The organism is Gordonia paraffinivorans, from assembly GCF_900683595.1.
In the GTDB taxonomy this organism is placed as follows: Bacteria; Actinomycetota; Actinomycetes; order Mycobacteriales; family Mycobacteriaceae; genus Gordonia; species Gordonia paraffinivorans.
The window spans coordinates 110,095-129,275 of the sequence record NZ_CAACYD010000005.1 but is presented as its reverse complement, the minus strand read 5'-3'; the positions used below and the strand labels follow the sequence as shown (position 1 = coordinate 129,275).

At 70.8% G+C, this 19,181-nt stretch carries 14 protein-coding genes; 6 read left to right on the top strand and 8 right to left on the bottom strand.

Annotated elements, in window-relative coordinates:
• Positions 1-111: 111 nt before the first annotated feature.
• Both E1P53_RS02800 and E1P53_RS02795 read left to right on the top strand, forming a co-directional pair.
• The gene (locus E1P53_RS02800; protein ID WP_131733405.1) at positions 112-1,077 is read left to right on the top strand and encodes a helix-turn-helix transcriptional regulator; all 966 of its coding nucleotides are present in this window, start codon (positions 112-114) and stop codon (positions 1,075-1,077) included.
• Complete coding sequence (locus tag E1P53_RS02795; protein WP_131733404.1) at positions 1,077-1,628, top strand: dihydrofolate reductase family protein; 552 nt, start codon at positions 1,077-1,079, stop codon at positions 1,626-1,628. Before E1P53_RS02800 ends, E1P53_RS02795 begins: the two co-directional genes overlap by 1 nt.
• A gap of 40 nt (positions 1,629-1,668) precedes the next feature.
• Here E1P53_RS02795 and E1P53_RS02790 read toward each other — a convergent pair whose 3' ends face one another.
• Positions 1,669-2,328, bottom strand: coding sequence for a PaaI family thioesterase (locus tag E1P53_RS02790; RefSeq protein ID WP_006900579.1), 660 nt, complete (start codon positions 2,326-2,328; stop codon positions 1,669-1,671).
• Between the two features lie 111 nt (positions 2,329-2,439).
• Between E1P53_RS02790 and E1P53_RS02785 the strand changes: the two genes are divergently transcribed.
• Positions 2,440-3,282, top strand: a complete 843-nt coding sequence (locus E1P53_RS02785) for a crotonase/enoyl-CoA hydratase family protein (RefSeq protein ID WP_131733403.1) — start codon at positions 2,440-2,442, stop codon at positions 3,280-3,282.
• A 129-nt stretch (positions 3,283-3,411) separates the two neighbouring features.
• Here the strand turns inward: E1P53_RS02785 and E1P53_RS02780 are convergent, their stop codons facing one another.
• Positions 3,412-4,383 carry an N-acetylglucosamine kinase gene (locus tag E1P53_RS02780; protein WP_181954796.1) on the bottom strand — a complete coding sequence of 324 codons (972 nt, stop codon included), beginning with the start codon at positions 4,381-4,383 and terminating at the stop codon, positions 3,412-3,414.
• Positions 4,384-4,447: 64 nt separating this feature from the next.
• On the opposite strand from E1P53_RS02780, the gene E1P53_RS02775 reads away from it, so the two are divergent.
• Positions 4,448-4,915 (top strand): nitroreductase family deazaflavin-dependent oxidoreductase, encoded by a 468-nt coding sequence (locus E1P53_RS02775; protein ID WP_109239461.1) that lies wholly within the window; start codon positions 4,448-4,450, stop codon positions 4,913-4,915.
• Positions 4,916-4,919: 4 nt separating this feature from the next.
• Here the strand turns inward: E1P53_RS02775 and E1P53_RS02770 are convergent, their stop codons facing one another.
• Entirely contained in the window at positions 4,920-5,885 is a 966-nt protein-coding gene (locus tag E1P53_RS02770; protein WP_131733401.1) for a hypothetical protein, read from the bottom strand.
• Between the two features lie 37 nt (positions 5,886-5,922).
• The gene (gene htpG / locus E1P53_RS02765) at positions 5,923-7,944 is read right to left on the bottom strand and encodes a molecular chaperone HtpG (RefSeq protein ID WP_006900574.1); all 2,022 of its coding nucleotides are present in this window, start codon (positions 7,942-7,944) and stop codon (positions 5,923-5,925) included.
• 223 nt (positions 7,945-8,167) lie between these two features.
• On the opposite strand from htpG, the gene E1P53_RS02760 reads away from it, so the two are divergent.
• The gene (locus E1P53_RS02760; protein WP_006900573.1) at positions 8,168-8,923 is read left to right on the top strand and encodes a PIG-L family deacetylase; all 756 of its coding nucleotides are present in this window, start codon (positions 8,168-8,170) and stop codon (positions 8,921-8,923) included.
• A gap of 38 nt (positions 8,924-8,961) precedes the next feature.
• On the opposite strand, the gene recD is transcribed toward E1P53_RS02760, so the two are convergent.
• The 4 genes from recD to E1P53_RS02740 are packed head-to-tail and all read right to left on the bottom strand — an operon-like array spanning position 8,962 to position 18,274.
• Positions 8,962-10,944, bottom strand: coding sequence for an exodeoxyribonuclease V subunit alpha (recD, locus tag E1P53_RS02755; RefSeq protein WP_131733400.1), 1,983 nt, complete (start codon positions 10,942-10,944; stop codon positions 8,962-8,964).
• A complete protein-coding gene (locus E1P53_RS02750; protein WP_131733399.1) occupies positions 10,941-14,387 on the bottom strand; it encodes a UvrD-helicase domain-containing protein in 3,447 nt (1,148 codons plus the stop codon). The genes recD and E1P53_RS02750 overlap by 4 nt, the downstream gene beginning before the upstream one ends.
• Positions 14,384-17,797 carry an exodeoxyribonuclease V subunit gamma gene (gene recC, locus E1P53_RS02745; protein WP_131733398.1) on the bottom strand — a complete coding sequence of 1,138 codons (3,414 nt, stop codon included), beginning with the start codon at positions 17,795-17,797 and terminating at the stop codon, positions 14,384-14,386. Before recC ends, E1P53_RS02750 begins: the two co-directional genes overlap by 4 nt.
• Before the next feature lie 15 nt (positions 17,798-17,812).
• Positions 17,813-18,274 (bottom strand): acyl-CoA thioesterase, encoded by a 462-nt coding sequence (locus E1P53_RS02740; RefSeq protein ID WP_109239455.1) that lies wholly within the window; start codon positions 18,272-18,274, stop codon positions 17,813-17,815.
• A 163-nt stretch (positions 18,275-18,437) separates the two neighbouring features.
• Here E1P53_RS02740 and E1P53_RS02735 point away from each other — a divergent pair, with 163 nt between their 5' ends.
• Positions 18,438-19,070: a GNAT family N-acetyltransferase gene (locus E1P53_RS02735; protein WP_131733397.1), complete on the top strand. Its 633-nt coding sequence runs from the start codon at positions 18,438-18,440 to the stop codon at positions 19,068-19,070.
• Positions 19,071-19,181: the final 111 nt, after the last annotated feature.

The following is a 19,181-nucleotide window of genomic DNA, read 5'->3' as shown; positions in this document are numbered from 1 at the left end:
CGGTGCCGTGTCGTAGGCGGTGCCGTGTCGTGGGCGTCGTCGGCGCGCGTGGATCCGATCGGAGCAATTTCGGCCGGGTCCGATGACCCGTCGCCGTTCCATACTCGATTCGTGACCAACTCCGATGACCGCCCGCCGGGTGACCGCGATCGGCTGCGTGAACTCCTCGACGCCGTTCTGGCCGACGAGCACACGACGCTCGACGAGATGGCGACCGGCGCGTACTCGTCGCCCTTCCACTTCTCACGCCAGGTCAGCCGTGGCGCCGGCGAGTCACCGGTGGCGTTGCGCCGGCGCGTTCTGCTCGAGCGGGCCGCATGGATGTTGCAGCGCGGACGGCCGGTGACCGAGGTGGCCTTCGACTCCGGTTACGAGTCCGTGGACGGGTTCGCCCGCGCCTTCACCCGCGCGTTCGGATTCAGCCCGAGCCGGGCCGCGACGGAGGGAGTCCGCCCCTCGGGCGGGCACAGCCACTGGCTACCCGCCCCCAACGGCATCCATTTCCATTCGCCCACCGTCCTCTACGTCGACAGCGGGACCCCGACCGTGGAGAGCTCCGGCGACGTGGTCATGCTCATGGTCCGTCACGAACTCGACGACATCGACGCGCTGCTCGACGCGGCGAAAGCGGTCTCCACGGACGACTGGTCGCGGATCAGGCTCCCGGGTCATCGCAATCTCGACTGGCACGGTCCGGAAGAGTCCCTCGCGCAGGTGATGTCGCTGCTCGTCGCCGACCGGCAGCCCTGGCTCGCCTCCATCGAGGGCGCCGACACGCCGCCCGAGCCGCCCACCGACCTGCCCGGCCTCGTCGAGCTGCATCGGGAACTCACGCCCCGCTGGCTCGCGCTCGTCCGCGACATCGACCGCCGGCACGCGTGGCAGGACCGGATCGTCGACGCCCTGTGCGACCCGCCCGAGTCGTTCCTGCTGTCGCAGATCGTCGCCCACGTCCTGACCTTCTCGGCGCATCGCCGGCAGCTCGTGCGCTGGATGCTGCGCGACGCCGGTGTGGATGTCGCGCACCTCGACCCCGACCCGATCATGTGGCACCGCAAGCACTCCGGAGGATTCTGATGGCATTCCGCTACTACACCGCGACCACCCTCGACGGGTTCCTCGCCGACGACCACGACAACCTCGACTGGCTGCTCTCCCAACCCATCGACGAGGACGGGCCGATGAACTACGGAGACTTCTTCGCGGATGTCGGGGTCGCGGTGATGGGTCACACCACCTACCAGTGGCTGCTCGACCACGAGGTCACCGACGGCAACCCGTGGCCGTACGAGATCCCGTCGTTCGTCTTCACGCATCGGGGCATCAGCCCTGTCGCCGAATCGATCTCGGTGGTGAGTGGTTCCCCTGCCGACCACCGGGACCGGCTGCTCGACGCCGCGGGCGGCAAGGATGTGTGGATCGTCGGCGGCGGGGACCTCGCCGCTCAGTTCGCCGAGGCGGACATGCTCGACGACATCATCGTGTCGATCGCACCGGTCACGCTCGGGGCCGGGCGTCCGCTGTTCCCGCGGCGGTTCGACCTCGAGCTGCAGGAGTTCGATCGCAACAAGGCGTTCCTGTGTGCGCGGTACACCCTCGCCGGACCACGGGAGTCGCCCGCGCCGTGATCCCGCGGACGACGATCCCGCCGACGACGAGGCGCCCTGCTCAGCCCTCGCCCACCGACCGGCGCAGGACGTCGGACTTGTCCCCGCGGGCCCACTTGGGAAGGATGAAGATCCCCTCGGCCTCGGCGGTGACCTTCCCGTCGACCGAGATGGTTCCGGTGACGAACGTCTTCACGCCGTCCACGCGGTCGACCCGGGCCTCGCCGCGGATCCGGCCGAGCGGCGTCGCCTTGCGGTACCGCACGGTGAGTGTGCCGGTCATGCCCGGGACCTGCTGATACTCGGCGGTCGAGCCGAGGAGCTGATCGAGGATCAGGGCCAGCACACCGCCGTGTACCAGTCCGGCCGGCCCCTCGTAGGCGGCACCGAGCTCGACCTCGGTCCAGCTGACGTCGGGTTCGTGGTGGAGGACCACCGGCGGGGCGATCGGATTGCGTCGTCCCAGGACGGCGTTGCCCCACGAGCGCTTGGTGCCGTCGGTGTTGAACCGGATGCCGAACGGACCGGGCAGCTGATCCTTGCGGAGTATCGCCGTCGCGGCCTCGATCAAGCGACGCGCCTCGTCGATGTCGGCCTCGTCCACCTCGGTGCGCACGGTCGCGTCGATGAGGTCGCGCACGCTGCCCGCGATCGACGACGCGAGCCGAGCACGATGCGCGAGCTCCTCGGGAGAGAGATCCTCCTGGATGTATCCGCTCATGGGTCCATCTAACAGAGGGTTCTCCGGCGGTGCCCGCGAGGGTCTCCCCGGGCGAGAACACGTACGCGGTCCGGCCGCGAGACGTACTGACCGCCGAGTAAGCTCCCTCGCATGACTGACCAAGCCTGGAACGACCGTGACTGGACCGCGTTCGACGTCACCGTCGCCGATGACATCGCCGAGGTCGCACTCAAGGGCCCCGGCAAGGGCAACGCCATGGGCCCCGACTTCTGGCGCGAGCTGCCCGAGCTGTTCGGCCACATCGACACCGATCCGGCGGTCCGGGCGGTCGTGCTGACGGGCACCGGCCCCCACTTCAGCTACGGTCTCGACCTCGTCGCCATGGGCGGCACCCTCTCCAGCGTCCTCGCCGACAACGCGAAGGCCGCGGCGCGCACCGAGTTCCTCGACTCGCTGCGCAAGCTGCAGGCCGCCATCACCGCGGTCGCCGACTGCCGCAAGCCGGTCATCGCCGCGGTGTCGGGCTGGTGCATCGGCGGTGGCGTGGACCTGATCTGCGCCGCCGACGTCCGCTACGCGAGCGCCGATGCGAAGTTCAGCATCCGCGAGGTCAAGGTCGGCATGGTCGCCGACGTGGGTACGTTCGCGCGCCTGCCGTTCATCATCGGCGACGGCCACATGCGCGAACTCGCGCTGACCGGTCGCGACTTCAGCGCCGCACACGCCGAGAAGATCGGCCTGGTCAACGCAGTCGCCGACGACCAGGAAGCGGTACTCGCCCAGGCACGCGCGACCGCCCGCGAGATCGCCGACAACCCGCCGCTGGTCGTCCACGGGATCAAGGCCGTCCTCGACCACACCCGCAGCGCCGCCGTCCACGACAGCCTGCGCTACGTCGCGGCCTGGAACTCCGCCTTCCTCCCCAGCGAGGACCTGCAGGAGGCCATCACCGCGGTCTTCGAGAAGCGCAAGCCCGAGTTCAAGGGCCGCTGATCACGGGTCGCTGATCCCCTGCCATCGCACGGTCGCCGCCTGCCGTCGCCCCGCGACACGGCCGCAGGCGGCGACCGTGGTCTCTCCCGGGATGCCGCCTCGGGCATGCCGGCCGGTCGACGGTCCGCGTCACCGCCGGCTGCGGTACACCTCGACAGACAGCGGATGATCGGGATCGAGTTCGACGAGCCGGCGCACGCCGTCGAGCGGTTGCCCGTACGGCGCCGCGACGTCGACGCCGGGCGCGCGGTCGGAGACCAGCGCCGCGAACCGCTCGCGCAGGCGCGCGTTGACGCCCATCACGGTCCCCGTCCAGCTGATGCGCGCGGTCTCGCCGGGGCGGTGCCCGCTGCGTCCGAGAGCGGTCACCGCCGAATGCGCGAGCTCGCCGGCGGCCTCGTCGACGATCCGCTCCGCGACGGCGTCACCGGACCGTGCCGCCTCGTCCACCTTTCTCGCGAACCCGGCGACCATCGAGACGCGCGCCGGATCACCCTGCACGACCATGTAGAGCTCGGGCAACGGACCGAACACCTCCGCGACCAGATCCTGCAGGACCGTCTCCTCGCCGCGACCGTCGAACGCGCGGAGGGCCGCGTCGATCCCGGCTCGGCCCATCCAGTAGGCACTCCCCGCGTCGCCGAACAGGTACCCCCATCCGTCGACCCGGCAGACGCCGGCGCCGCCGACCCCGAGGGTGACCACCCCCGTGCCGACCGCGGTGACGACACCGTGCGCGTCGCCGTTCGCCGCAAGGTAGGCAGTCACCGAATCATGAGCCAGCACAACGGAATCCACGCCGAGGTCGCCGACCGAGGCCAGCAGCGCGGACGGTCGGGCCGCCTGTGGCGTGAGACCGGTGATGCCAGCGGCCAGGGTCCACCCCGCCCCGGGTGCCGGCTCGTCGGGCATCGCGGACACGACGTCGTGCACCGCCGCACCGATCTGCTCGACGACGGGACGGTCGGTGCGGATGGGCCCCAGTTCGCGCTCCTCGGCGCCGGCGGAGGTCTCGATCCGCAGCCGTGTGCCGGTCTGTCCGCCGTCGATGAGGATGCGTCCGCGAGTCTGGTCAGCCACGGGATGAACGGTATCGCCCATCGCTCGGGTCGAACGTCCGATCGCCGAGTGTCGACGCCCGACGACGTCGTGTAAGACTAGGCGGATGAAGGTGCGGCGCAACCTCGCGATCAAGATCGGATCGATTTCCTGGATGCCTCGTTATCTCCCGCAGATCGTGATGGGTGACAACGCCATTCAGAAGATCAGCGGCGATCGGGTGACCCTGCTCGACATCGCCGACCTTCCCAACATCACCATCAAGGTCGCCGGCCGCAAGACCGGCGCCATCCGCACCACGCGTCTCCTCGCGGTCCCCGACGGCCGCGACTGGCTGATCGCCGGATCGTACTTCGGGGGCCCCAAGATGCCGGCGTGGGTGTACAACGTCCGCGCCGCCGACGAGATCGAGATCGTGGTCGGCGGGGAGCACTCCAAGGCCGTGGCGACCGAACTCGAGGGCGACGAGCGCGCCGAGGCCTGGCAGAAGCTGCGCGCGGTGTGGCCGAACTTCGACCTGTACGAGCAGCGGACCGACCGCAAGATACCGGTGTTCCGGATCCGGCCGGAGTAGCAGGTCAGGCCGTCGGCTCCGCCGTGAACGTCGGCTTTCCGGAGGTGAGGTCGACGTGGCCGACGAGGTACTGGTCGTCGGTGGTCTCCACCCGCGGGCCGTCCTCGTCGTAGTCGGGCGTGTAGGCCACCCGCCACCGCACGGCGCCCGCGACATCGACGATGCCGAGGTCCTTCTCGTCGCCGCCCGCGGATTGTCGGAGCAGATACCTCAACCCCGACAGATCCGTCGGTGCCGTCCACTTCACGCTCCCGTCCACCGCCGACCGGAACAGTCGCTGAGTGCAACCGGGCACGCTCGAGCCGGCATCGGCCTGCGTGGCACCGGCGCACCGGGTGAGGTGGGCCGACACCGCGTCACTGACCGCCGCCACACCCGTCGGGCTGAGCTCGGCCACGACCCGCACCGACATCGGCGCGTGCGGGGCCACCGGGGCGTCGTCGAGGGACCTGGCGAGGAAATCGGTGTCGCGCGACCCCCACCGCTGCGGACCCGGGAACACGAAGACCGTGTCGCCCTGCTCCACCTCGGCACCGAACAGCGACGGGCGCGGCACCAGCAGCGACTCGATCCGCACCTCGACCACGCCGTCGACGACCGCCCAGCCATCGCCGGCGCGACGGACCGAGATCTCGGTGTCGACGGCGTCGGCGCCCATCCGGTAGCGGGCGCGCACGACGCCCGGCCGCGCCGTCTCCGCGACCCGGATGTCGCCGACGGCGGCATCGTCGCGCTGCTGACGGAGGACGCGGTCGGTGAGGAACCGTTCGTCGGGCCGCGGGGTGATGACCGACAGCGCGGCCGACGCGTCGGCGTCGGCCAGCGCGGTCAGGTACGTGCGGACTGCCTCGACCGGCGTTCGGGCCCGCACGTCCTCGCGGGAGAGCCCCACGAGGAGCGCGGACACCAGCACGATCGCCACGACCAGCGCGACGACGCCGAGGACGATCGTCCACGCACGACGGCTCATCGGGCCCGCCGTGCGTGAACGGTGCCCGGCCTCTCGCTCAGGATTCCGAGCCGCCGGCGAACGACTCGGTGAGCTGCCCGGCGAGCACCTTGGCGAATTCGGCCGGATCCTCGAGTTCGCCGCCCTCGGCGATCACGGCCATGCCGTAGACGAGCTTCGCGGTGGGCACCAGCTTGTCGCGCTCCCCGTCGGCGAAGGCCTTGTTCAGCGCGACGATCAGCGGGTGGTCGGGGTTGAGCTCCAGAGCGCGCTTGGTCTTCGGCAGCGTCTGCCCCGACGCCCGGTACAGCTTCTCCAGCTGCGGCGACATCGACCAGGTGTCACCGACGAGGCACGCCGGCGACTCGGTCAGCCGCGAGGACAGCCGGGTCTCGCTGACGTCGTCCGAGAGCGTCTCGGTCAGCCACTTCAGGAGTTCCTCGAAGGCCTTGTTCTGTTCCTCCTTGGCCTTCTCGTCCTTCTCGTCCTCGTCATCGTCGAGGTCGACCGCGCCCTTGGCGATCGACTGGAAGCGCTTGCCCTCGAACTCGACGCCGGAGGTCACCCACATCTCGTCGACCGGGTCGGACAGGATGAGGACCTCGATGCCCTTGGCGCGGAACGCCTCCATGTGCGGCGAGTTGACGATCTGCTGCCGCGACTCGCCGGTCATGTAGTAGATCGCGTCCTGGCCGCTCTTCATCCGGCCGATGTAATCGGCGAGGGTCGTCAGGTCCTCTTCGGAGTTGGTGCTCTGGAAGACCGACGCCTTGAGCAGCGCGTCCCGGTTGTCGAAGTCGTTGACGAGGCCTTCCTTGAAGACCCGGCCGAACGCGTCCCAGAACTTCCGGTAGTCCTCGGGCCGGGAGTCGCGCATCTCGGTGATCGTGGAGATCACCTTCTTGGTGAGACGGCGCCGGATCGCGCGGATCTGGCGGTCCTGCTGCAGGATCTCGCGGGAGACGTTGAGCGACAGGTCGGCCGCGTCGACGACGCCCTTGACGAACCGCAGGTACTCCGGCATGAGCTCTTCGCAGTCGTCCATGATGAACACGCGCTTGACGTAGAGGTGGATGCCCACCTTGGAATCGCGCATGAACAGGTCGAACGGCGGCTGCGTCGGGATGAAGAGCAGGGCCTGGTACTCGAAGGTGCCCTCCGCCTGGAGCGTGATGGTCTCCAGCGGCGAGTCCCAGGCGTGGGAGACGTGCCGGTAGAACTCCTGGTACTCCTCGTCAGAGACCTCGGAGCGGGGCTTGGCCCACAGCGCCTTCATCGAGTTGACGGTCTCCTCCTCGATGACCGTCTTGGTCTCGGGCGCCTTCTTCTCGTCGGACTCCTTCTCGGCGTCCTCCTTCTCGGCGCCCTCGGCGTCCTTCTCCGACTCCGGCTTCTCGACCGGGACGGTCTTCTCCACGTCCATCCGGATCGGCCAGGCGATGAAGTCCGAGTACCGCTTGACCAGCTGACGCAGCTTGGTCTTGTCGGTGTAGTCGTACAGGTGGTTCTCGGTGTCGACCGGCTTGAGGGTCAGCGTGACGGCGGTGCCCTGCGGCGCGTCGGGGACCTCGTCGATGGTGTAGGTGCCGTCGCCGGTGGACTCCCAGCGGGTGCCGACCGACTCGCCGGCCTTGCGGGTCACCAGGGTGACCTTGTCGGCGACCATGAACGTCGAGTAGAAGCCGATGCCGAACTGGCCGATCAACTCCTCGGCGGCGGCCTCCGACAGCCCCTTCTCGCGCGCCTCGGCGAGCGAACGGCGCAGTTCCGCGGTGCCCGACCGGGCGAGGGTGCCGATGAGCTCGATCACCTCGTCGCGGCTCATGCCGATGCCGTTGTCGATGACGGTGAGCGTGCGCTTCTCGGCGTCGGGGACGAGCTTGATGTGCAGGTCCGAGGTGTCGACGTCGAGGTCCTTGTCGACCAGGGACTCCAGACGCAGCTTGTCGAGGGCGTCGGACGCGTTCGAGATCAGCTCGCGAAGGAAGCTGTCCTTGTTGGAGTAGATCGAGTGGACCATGAGATCCAGCAGCTGCCGCGTCTCCGCTTGGAACTCATGAACTTCGGGCGCAACGCTCATCACAGTCCTCCATGTTCTGTTCTTCCATGTTCTGTTCTCGCCGGGAAAGTCATCGGCGGACGCGTCGCGGCCTCCCCGTTCGGCGAACGGCCGCGACACGTCGTCACGGACACCGACTTTACCGAGCGCCGGTGTGGCTACCCTGGGTCGGGACCGACCACCCCGGGTCCGGGTCGCGCCCGTCGGCACGACCGACCCGGGGAATGATCAGGAAGCCAGGTGGATGGGTACGCCACGACTGCTGCTGGTGCATGCGCACCCCGACGACGAGTCGCTGTGGACCGGCGGGCTGACCGCCCGTCACGTCGACTCCGGGGGCGAGGCGGACCTCGTGATGTGCACGTGGGCCGAGGGCACCGTCCGGCACCGGGAACTCACCGACGCCGTCGGCATCCTCGGGATGCCGCGGCCGCCGATCATGCTCGGCTACGCCGACGACCGGCGGCCCGAATCGGCGCCCGACACCGAGCGGCTGTGCGCGGCGCCGTTCGACGACCAGGTCCGGGCACTGACCAAGCACATCCGCGAGCTGCAACCGGACATCGTCGTCACATATGACGCGCTGGGCATCTACGGACATCCCGACCACGTGCACGCGCACCGGCTCGCGGTGGCCGCCGTCGACGCCGCCGCCTCCCACAAGCTCTATCACCGGGCCGGGCCGGCATGGCGGGTCCGTTCGCTGTACTTCGCGACGATCCCGGAGTGGATGATGGACCTGCTCGCCCCGAGCCTGTTCCCAGAGATCCCGCGGGAGAAACTGCCGGGAACCCCCGACTCCGACATCGACCTCGTGGTCGACGTCGCCGATCTCGCCGACCGGAAGAAGGCTGCGGTCGTCGCCCACCGGTCCGAGGCGACGCGGAGTCGCGCGATCGCCGGGTTCCTGGCCCTGCCCGATGAGATCCAGGACAAGCTGCTGAGCGTCGAGTGCTATCAGCGGCGCGACCTCGTGCCCGGGGGTTGCGAACTCGTCTGAGCGTCCGGCGACCTCGAGGTCGTGACCGTCCCCGCGCCTCAGAGATCGGAAAGGCTGGAACGCAGTCCGCTCGCCCGTTGAACCCTGCGGTCCACCGCCGCGGCGAGCACCTCCGGCGTCCCGACGATCCGGACGTGGCTCTTGGCGCGGGTGATCGCGGTGTAGAGGAGCTCCCGGGTGAGCAGCTCGGACCCGGCCGGCGGGAGCACCACCGTCACCCGGTCGAACTGGCTGCCCTGACTGCGGTGGATCGTCATCGCGTGCACCGACACCACGTCGGCGAGCTGGGTGGGATGCAGCAGGCGGATGTGGCCGCCGCGCCGGAACGCCACCCGGACCGCGTCCGCGCCGGTATCCGACCGCGGCGACGCGGGGTCGGCGATCACCACACCCGTGTCGCCGTTGAAGGTCGAGGTCTGCCGGTCGTTGGCGGTGACCAGGATCGGTTGCCCCACGTACCATCCGAGGTGCTCGGCCTCGGTGGTGCCGAGCCAGTCGGTGATCCGCGCGGACCACCCCCGCACACCCCAGGCGCCTTCGCGGTGGGCACACAGGACGCGGTGGGCGTCGAGTGCGTCCAACGCCTCCTCGGCGTCGCCGCGACGGGCTGCCGATCGAAGCCTCCTCCCCCAGTCCACGATCTCCTCGGAGACCGCGTCGAGGTCGTCGGGCGCGATCAGCTCGACGTCGTCGACCTCGGGCGAGGAGATCAGTTCGAGGACCCGATCCGGATCGCCCGCGTTGACGGCCGCGGCCACCTCGGAGATGCCGCCGCCGAACCGGAACTGCCGCCGCAGGGTGATGACGCCGTCGGCCATGCGCGCCGCGTCCCCGTCGACGAGATCCGCGGTTTCCGCGGCGGACGCCGTGTCGAGTCCCACCGCCGCGAACGCCTGCACGAGTGCCGCCGGCGGCTCGTCGGCGGCGTGCTCGGGCAGGTCGGCTCGTTCGACGAGATCGGCGAGCACCGCCCCGGCCTCCACCGAGGCGAGCTGATGCGGGTCGCCGACGAAGACCAGGCGGGCGTCGGGCCGCACGGCCTCGAGGAGTCGGCTCATCGCGGTCATCGACAGCATCGACGTCTCGTCGACGACGATGACGTCGTGCGGCAGGGTCCGGCCGCGACCGTGCCGCGGGTTCGATCCCGGACGCCAGCCGAGCAGCGAGTGCAGGGTGACGGCGTGCGCGGTGACCGGCAGCGTCGACTCCGCCTCCACGGATGCCTGCAACTGGGCGGCCGCCCGGCCCGTGGGTGCGCACAGCCCGATCCGCAGGCCGGGGCCCTGCAGCCGGTCGAGGACGGCCAGGATGCGGGCCACCGTGTACGTCTTTCCGGTGCCCGGGCCGCCGGCGAGGACCGTCGTCCAGCGGGTCGCCGCCACCGCGGCCGCGAGCTTCTGCAGCGTGCCGTCGTCCGGTGCGGAGTAGACCGCGGCGATCGCCTCGGCGAGCGCTTCGGTGTCGACCGTGGGCGCCGAGGCCGCACGCCGCGCCAGGATCTCGCGGATGGTCTGCTCCTGCCGGAAGTACTTCTGCAGGTAGACCAGTGGGCCGTCGGCGGAGTCCCGCACCACCAGCGGACGCAGCGGACCGGCATCGCTGCCGGTCACCAGCGGGCTCGTGAGCAGCGCGTCGAGGATCTCCGATGCGGGCGGCAGGGTGAGGGCGGGCCCGGCGCCTGTTACGCGCTCCGCGGTGTTGTCCGATCCGACTCCGTCGGTGTCGCCCGTGCCGACTCCGTCTGTGTTGTTCGATCCGCCTCCGTCTGTGTTGTTCGATCCGCCTCCGTCGGGGGGCACCAGCTCGCCGACGCGGTCGAGCGCGAGACAGGTCGAGCCCAGCCGGACCGCCCGCACGGCGAGCGCCGCGCCCAGTCGCGCATACTCCGACACCGGCTCGCCGCACATCCGGGTCAGCCGGTCGGTGATGCGGATGTCGGCGGCGGCGAGGACGCCCGCGGAGTTCAGCTCCGCGAGGAGCCCGGTCGCGGTGTCGACGAGTTGGACGTCGAAGATGCTCATCCGCGTCCCCTTCCCGAGGCCCCCGCGCTGCTCGCGTCCTCACCGGCCAGCGCGTCCGACAGATCCACGACGAGCGCGGGCGGCAGGTCCCATTGGAAGACGCCGCATCCCGGCGGGGTCTCCGGGCCGGCCATGCCGCGCACGAAGTGATACTGGACCGGGCCGAGGTGGCGTGCGGGATCGTAGTCCGGCACCCGCCACCGCAGATACCGGTGCAGTGCAACCGAATACAGCATCGCCTGCAGCGGGTAGTGGGCGACGATCATCTCCCCGGCCATCGCCTCGGCGTCGAAGTCCTCGACGACGAGGTCACCGGGCCGGATGCGGTTGGTCTTGTAGTCGACGATCACATAGCGGCCGTCGGGGACGCGCAGGACCGAGTCGATGCTGCCGGTGAGGAATCCGCGCAGCCGCCGTCCCGGGATGTCGCGGAGATGACCGGCGTAGGGCCGCAGCGGATCCTGTTCCGGCAGGTGCGTTTCCATCAGATCCGCGAGATGTCCCAGCGTGGTGCCGATGCGCCCGCCCGCCGGGCCGACACCGGGTCCGAGCGGGAGTTCGAAGTCGAGTTCGGCGAGTCGGTCCGACGGGGCGATGCTCCAGAGGTCGCCGAAGCCGAGCGGCGTCGTGAGCACGCCGACCAGTGCGGTGACGAGTTGCTCCGGGTCGATGTCGCCGGCGAGTCCGCCGAGGGCACGCGCGCACAACTCGCGGACGTGCTCGACGATGTCGGGTGCCGAGGTGTCGACGTACTCGAGCACCTCGTGCACCAGGGTGCCGAACGCCGCTCCGAAGGGCATGCCGTTCATCGGCGACGGCATTCCCGGACGCGTTGCGCCGGAGTCGGTTCCGGCGTCGGCGAGCGCGTCCTCCGGCAGCGTCACCGGCTCGTCGTCGAGGATCGTCGCCGCCTCGTCGTCGGGTTCGCTGCCCGTGGCGATGACGGTGCGCGCGGGGCCGCCCGGCGCCCCGTGCGCACCGTGTGCGACGTCGGCGGTCAGTGCCGAGTACGACGTCCGCCGCCAGTCCTGGTCGATGCGACGCTCGAAACACGCGGCCTCGAGGTCGCCGCCGGCGACCTCGGAACTCGTGGGAGGCGCCACGACATCCGGACCGTGACGGCCCGCGGGCTCGACGGAGATCGCCGGGTCGCGGTCGGTCAGCGACCGCAGCACGGCGACGCAGTCGACGTCGGATTCGGGGATCGCCACCTCGGGCGCGACCGTCCACTCCCCCGTCATGCCGGGCTGCCGACGTGCCTCCTCGCGGCCGAAGACCAGCCGGTGCAGCGGTCCGGTCGGGGTGTTGGCCGAGGGCGCCCACCAGGCCACCACCTGCGACTGCGCCCGGGTCAGCGCGACATACAGCAGGCGCAGGTCCTCACCGGCGACCTCGCCGGCATAGCGGCGCCGACGGTCCGGACGCCCCGGCGCGCCCTTGCCGCCCACGTCGAGACGACGGATGCCCTTCTCGTCGTGGTAGGTCAGGTTGCCGCGATCGCCGATCCAGGTGCCGTCCCAGCCGAACGGCACGTACACGATCGGGAACTGCAACCCCTTGCTGGCGTGCACCGTCATGATCTGCACGGCCTGCGTGTCCCGGTCCAGCCGCCGGCTCTGGTCCTCGTGGCGCTGCCGCGACGACGTGTCGTCGACGCGTTCGGTCAGCCATTCGACGACCGCACTGAGGCCCTCGCCGGTCTCCACGACGTGCTTGTTGCACAGCGCCGACACCTGGATGAGATCGGTGAGGGTGCGCTCGCCCTTCTCCACTCCCAGCACCCGGGCCGCGACGCGATGGCCGTCGAAGAGGCGCTGCGCCATGGCCGCGAAGCCACCCTCGGCAAAAACCCTTGCCAGCGAGGCGAGCTCGGTCGCGAGTTCGGCGACCTCGGACTCGGAGGCGGTGGCGACTCGTTCGGCCGACCACCCGAAGAGCGCGGTCATGGCGGCGAGCCGCACGCGGTCGGGACGCGAGGGCTGCTCCATGGCCCGCAGCACCCACAGCCAGTGCCGGGCGGCGGTCGTGGTGAAGACGTTCACGCCGGACCCGATGACCGAGTTGACGCCCCGCGCGGCGAGTTCGCGCTGCAGCGGCTCGATGGTGCTGTTGAGGCGGACGAGCACCGCGATGTCGCCGGGATCGACGGGGCGGGTCACGCCGTCGTCGTCGATCGTGGTGCCCCGGGCGAGCGTGGCCGCGATGTCGTCGGCGACGTCGGCGATGACGCGGGACCGGACGTCTCCGACCGAGGGCAGGTTGTAGGAGTTCAGCGAGGTGAAATCCCCGCGGAGGAAGGCACGTATCCGCAACGGCGGGCAACCGGCCTCGAGCCGGCTGCCCTCGACGGCGGCGCGCACCGGGCGCGCCACGATGTCCGGGTGGCCGAGGGTCGCGTCGCCGTAGATCTGTCCGAGGGCATCGACCAGGGCTCCGTCGGATCGCCGGTTCACGTCGAGGGCCTTGAGCGTGTCCGCCGACGACACCGCCGCCAGATAGCTGAGCACCTCGGCGCCGCGGAAGCCGTAGATGGACTGCTTGGGGTCGCCGACGAGGATCATGCGGCGGTGTCCGTGGAAACAGCGGCGCAGGATGTCCCACTGCAACGGGTCGGTGTCCTGGAACTCGTCGACCAGCACCACCGAGAAGGCGTCGCGGATGCGCCGGCAAGCCTGCTCCCCGACCACGTCGTCGGTGACGATGCGTCGCAGGATCGCCTGGAGGTCGTCGTAGGTGCGGACCCGGGCGTCGCGCTTGCGGTCCTCGACATGCCGACGCACCGCGCGGGCGAATTTGACGCGCCGCGCGGCGACGGGATCCTCGGCGAGTTCGGCCTCGGTAGGCGCGAGCTCGACCGACGCCTGGCGGACCGCGTCGCGCGCGATGTCCCGGGCGTCGGAGAAGCTGAACTCCGGTGTCTCGCTGGCCCAGAAGCCGCGCAGGTAGAGATCGAGCGCGACCTCTTCGGTCAGGTCGTCGACCTCCTCGACGATGGAGTACACGAACTCGCGCTCGCCGAGGAAGCCGAGCGCCTCGAGCATCCGGTTGCAGAAGGTGTGGGTGGTCGCGATGGTCGACGCGTCGAAGTCACTCAGCGCTCGGGACAGGTTGCGCCGGCGGGTCGCCACAGCATCCGAGGGGCCGTCGGCCAGTTGCCGCAGCAGGAGATCGCCGGTCCGCTCCGCCGTGGTGAGTGCGTCGGCGGGGTCGGCGAGGGCACCGACGAGCTCACGCACCCGCGAACGCATGCGCTCGCGCAGCTCGGCGGTCGCCGCACGGCTGAAGGTCACCAGCAGCATCTGGGAGATCGGCACCCCCTCGGCGAGGTGACGCGCGGCGAGACCGACGATCGCGTACGTCTTGCCGGTGCCGGCCGACGCCTCGAGCACGGTGGTGTGTTCGGGCAGGTCGGCGGTGATGTCGAAGGGTTCGGGCTGTCTCATGTCGCCTCCCGATGCGCCCCGACCGGGGCCCAGATGGTGCGCGCCAGCCCGGCGAACAGCGAGTCGCCGTCGGAGAGCGCGAGATCCACGCCGGCGAGGGACCGGCCGGCCGGTGGCGTGACGGCGAGGATCTCGTCGAAGCCGACCTCGGCGAGCACGTCGCCGCCGAAGGCGAACCGGACGTAGGGGCTCGTCCCCGGGCCGAACCGATCCTCGAACGTCCGGCGCGCACTGGTGAGGGCCCACTGGGCGCGGCGGCCCGGACCGTCGTTGTCGGCGAACGCGAGCGCGGGATCGAGCGGCAGCGGGAGCGGGCGGCGCAGCCCCTCGTCGCGGAGTCGCACGAGGTCGTACAACAGCGACAGCGCATCGTCGGGCCGGCGCAGCGTGACCGTCGCGGTCCCGCCTCCCCGCGGCGCCCGGCCGACGAAGACCCCGGCGCCGACCCGCTGGGCCGAGTTGTTCCCCTGGTCGCCCGCGGCCGCGACCGCCAGCAGCGTGATCCACAGTGTCAGTTGCTGTTTGGCCTTGAGACGGGAGTAGGTCGCCCGCACGATCCGGGCACGGCCGTCGTCACCGGTGAACACGTCGCCGACGGTTCCGTGGACGCGACGGCCGTCGGGCAGGGTGACGAGGACGTCGAGCGTCTGCGGCGTTCCCGGACGCAGCGGCGCCACGACACCGTGCAGACGCGTCACCGCCGACGAGATGGCCTGCAGTTCGCGGGTGCCGAAGGCGAAGGGCGGCAACGTGCCCCGGCGCAGCTCCGCGGCCTCGCAGTCGGCGAGCGAGACCCCCGACAGCATGCGGGTGAGGAAGCGGTCGCCGATCCCCCACTTGTCGAGGGGCTCGAGTTCGACGTCGAGCTGGTCGTCGTGGGGGGTCTCGTCGTCCGGGATGCGTGCGCCGAGTCGCTGCCGGACGAAGGCCGCGATCGGATCGACGTGGAAGTCCACGAGGGTCGACAGGTCGATGTCGGCGTCGTCGGGTGCGGTCGCGGGTTCGGGTAGCTCCTGCCGGGCCGCGGGCACGATCGGCTCGACCGGTCCGCGCAGCGCCTTGGCACCGTCGAGCAGGGAGGCGTCGTGGCTGAAGGGACCGGGGATGCCGGGCACACCGCCGTCGACGAAGTTCCGGGCGTCGAAGCCGTGGAGGGTGTGCCGGCGCACGATCGAGGAATCGCCGGTGAGCGCGGTGAGCGTGTCGACGAGTTCGCTGACGACCACGGCCGGCGGGATCGGCCGGCCCGACACCGGATCGGCGCCGCTGTAGAAGACGAGCAGCGCGTCGCGGGCGGCGCCGATCGCGTCGAGGAAGCACTGGCGGTCCTCGTCGCGCGGATTGCGTTCGCCCACGAGCGGATCGACGCCGAGGATGTCGTCGCCGTCGATGCGTTGCACACGCGGGAAGACCTCGGCGTCGATGCCGAGCAGCACGATGACCCGATGGGGCACCGACCGCATCGGCACCATCGTGCACACCGTCAGCTCGCCGGTGCGGAAGTTCGACCGGGTGGGGCGTCCGGCGACGAGCGCCGACAGCAGGTCCCGCACGTCGGCGAGGCGCAGTGTCTCCTCGGCGGCCCCGAAGGCGTCCTCGAGCATGCGGATCGCCTGCGCGCGCTGCCAGTCCTCGGTGGGCGCGGTGGCGGTCAGGGAGTCCACCGCCTCGACCAGGGTCCGCGACCAGTGCTGCGCGGGAGCCGGTGCGTCGAGCGCGGCGAGGGTGCGACCGAGCCGGTCCAGGAACTCGTCGAGGCGTCCGACCAGGTCGATACCCGTGCTCTCGACGCCCGCGAGGGGCAGTGCGGTGCCGAGCCATTCGTCGTCGGTCTCCTCGGCAACGACCCCGAGGGCGATCCGGTCGAGGCCGGCGTCGAAAGTGCCCTGCCGGAAGCGTTCGAGCCCGAAGCGGGCCCGTTCGGCGGTGCCCAGACCCCATCGGACGTTGCTGTTGGCCAGCCACTCCCGCACCAGTTCGAGATCGTCGTCGGTGAAGCCGAACCGGGCACGCACGGGCGGCGCGGAGAGCAGGTTGAGGACGTCGCCCGCGGTGACGCGTCCGGCCGCGAGTTCGACGATCGCGACGATCGTGTCGACGATCGGGTTGACGTGCCGCAGGCCGCGGTCGGCGAGGCGGACCCGCAGCTCGAAGGCGGGATGGGGCAATCCCGTCTGGCCGAACGCGCCCCGGATCAGCGGTGCGAATGTCTCGACGTCCGGGCACATGACGAGCACGTCGCGGGGTTCGAGCGTCGGATCGGCGTCGAACAGGTGCAGCAGCCGGTCGCGCAGCACCTCGACCTGGCGTTCGGGGCCATGGCAGGCGTGGACCTCGACCGAGCCGTCGTCGGCGACCGGTTCGGGCGGACGGCCGGCGGTGTCGTCGCGGATACCGGCCTGCAACGCCCCGAGGAGGGTGTCGGACCGCGGCGGGTCCACCGGCTCGTGGTGGAAGTCGGTGTCGACGATCCCGTCGAGTCGCAGCTGCAGCTCCTGCACGTCACGCGAGAGTGCGGCCAGCAGCGGGTTGTCCGGCTCCGGGGCCGGCCGGTCACGACGCCGCGGCGGCACGCCCGGCCCGGCCGGGGCCGCCTCGAGCGCGCGCAGGTCCGCCCACAGCCGCGGGCTCGGGTGCGGCACGAACAGATGCACGTCGTGATGTGCGGCGACCGCGGCGATGATCCTGCGGAACGACTCGGTGATCCGCGTGGGGCCGAACACCGACAGGCGTTCGGGAAGATCGGCCGCCTCCGGGTCGGCGCGCAGGCGATCACACACCTCGTCGAGCCGTTCCGCCGGATGCGGCCGGCCGATCTCGGCGCGCACGGCGCGCCAGAAGTCCGCCTGCCAGGCGAGGTCCTCGCGCAACGCGTCACCTGCCCCGTCCAGGTCGCGGCCGGCCGCCCAGTCGGCGATCATCGACGGGCGCGAACGGCCGTACCGCTCGAACAACTCGGCGATGAACCGGGCCGTGGCGTAACGCCGCCCGGCGTTCGGGGAGTCCTCCTCGCCGAAGCCGAGGTGCCGGGCGATCACGGTCAGCGCCGGGTCGGCGACCCGCTCGTCGAGCACCCGCAGCACCGGCCAGGTGAGTTCCGCGGCACGCCACGGGTTCTCCGCCGACACCGGGGTGCCGGTGTCGAGACGCCGGCCGTCGAGCACGGCGTCGGCGATCGCGTCGGCGAGTCGGCCCGGGCCGGTGAAGTCGATGTTCGCGGCGATGCCGTCGGCGCCGAGGCGGCCGGCGCCGAGGCGGCAGGCGAGATGCTGGGCGATCCAGCGTTCGACCCCCGCTGCGGGGACCGAGACGATCTCGGTCCGCATCGGGTCACGCAGCGGCGTCGACAGGACCTCGGCCAGGGCGTCGGCGAGGGTGTCGGTCCGTTCCGCCCGGTGCAGGATCAGCATGCGGACCGCTCGGTGTCAGCCCGCGGAGCCCCGCCGGCCGCCGAACTCCACCGGCCGGCCGAGACTGTTGGTGAGGACCTCGCGCAGGGGACTCTGGATCGGGGCGGGACGACCGGCCACCGGGTCGACGACCACCATGGTCGTCTCCGCGGACGCGCAGTGGACCCCTTCCTTGTCGAAGAGTCGCAGTGCCATGGTGAACGACGAGTTCCCGACCCGGCCGACGCACGACGTCACCGTCACCGGGTGTGTCGAGTAGTGGACCGGGGCGTGGAACTCGATGTCCTGACGGACCACCAGGAACGAGAAGTTGCGGGGCGCGTCGGCGATCCACGTGTGGAACGAGCGCACTCGCGCCTCTTCGAAGAGTCGCGCGATCTGCACGTTGTTGATGTGGTTGTTGATGTCCATGTCGCCCCACCGCAGGTGGATGGGGATCTCGAGGGAGTAGTCGGCTGCCGCGGATTCTGATGCCACGGACCAACCTTATCGGCGTGACACGCACGCGCCGAAGCGCGGTCCGCCGCAGGTCGAGACCGTAGACTCGCGACCGGGGAACCGAAGACCACCGGCGAGAACCGGGGTGCGTCGCCGCCATGCGGACGACGCCGACGCGAGCGACCGCAGTGAGGGGCCAGGGGTGAACATCGACACGGCGCGGGCACGGTTGCGCCCGGTGTCCGCGTCCGACATCGACGACCTGGTGCATCTCGACAGCGATCCGGAGGTCATGCGCTATGTCAGCGGCGGCGTGCCGACGCCGCGCGCGGTCATCGAGGAGTGGGTGCTCCCCCGCGCCGAGGCCGAACGACGCCGGTACGGGACGGGCACGTGGGCGCTGTGCGACCCGGCCACCGGCGCATTCCTCGGCTGGGCGTCGCTGCGGACGCCGCGACACAGCAGCCGCACCGAGCTCGAACTCAGTTACCGGTTGCGCCGCACGGTGTGGCGACGCGGCCTGGGCACCGAGGCGGCTCTCGCGCTCGTCGCCTTCGCCTTCGACCACCTCGGGACCGAGCGGGTGTTCGCGAGCACGCTCGCGAGCAACATCCCGTCGCGACGCGTGATGGAGAAGATCGGTATGAGCCTGACCGGCATCCACCTGTGCGACGACTCCGACCTGTGCGGCACCCCCGACGCGCCCGGGCACGCGGTCGACACGCGCACCGCTCCCTACGACCCCGATCGGTACGAGGTCGAGTACGAGATCCTGCAGACGGAATGGCGCCGGCGTTCTCTGCGCTGGTCATCGATGCGGCATCACAGCGCGTGAGGGGTTCGGGACTGCCCGATCGGTCCGCCTGCCGCCTGCTCGATGTGCCGGACAACACCACACTGGCCGCGCCGTGCTCGGAGTCATTGACTACCGTTGTGGGCATGTACG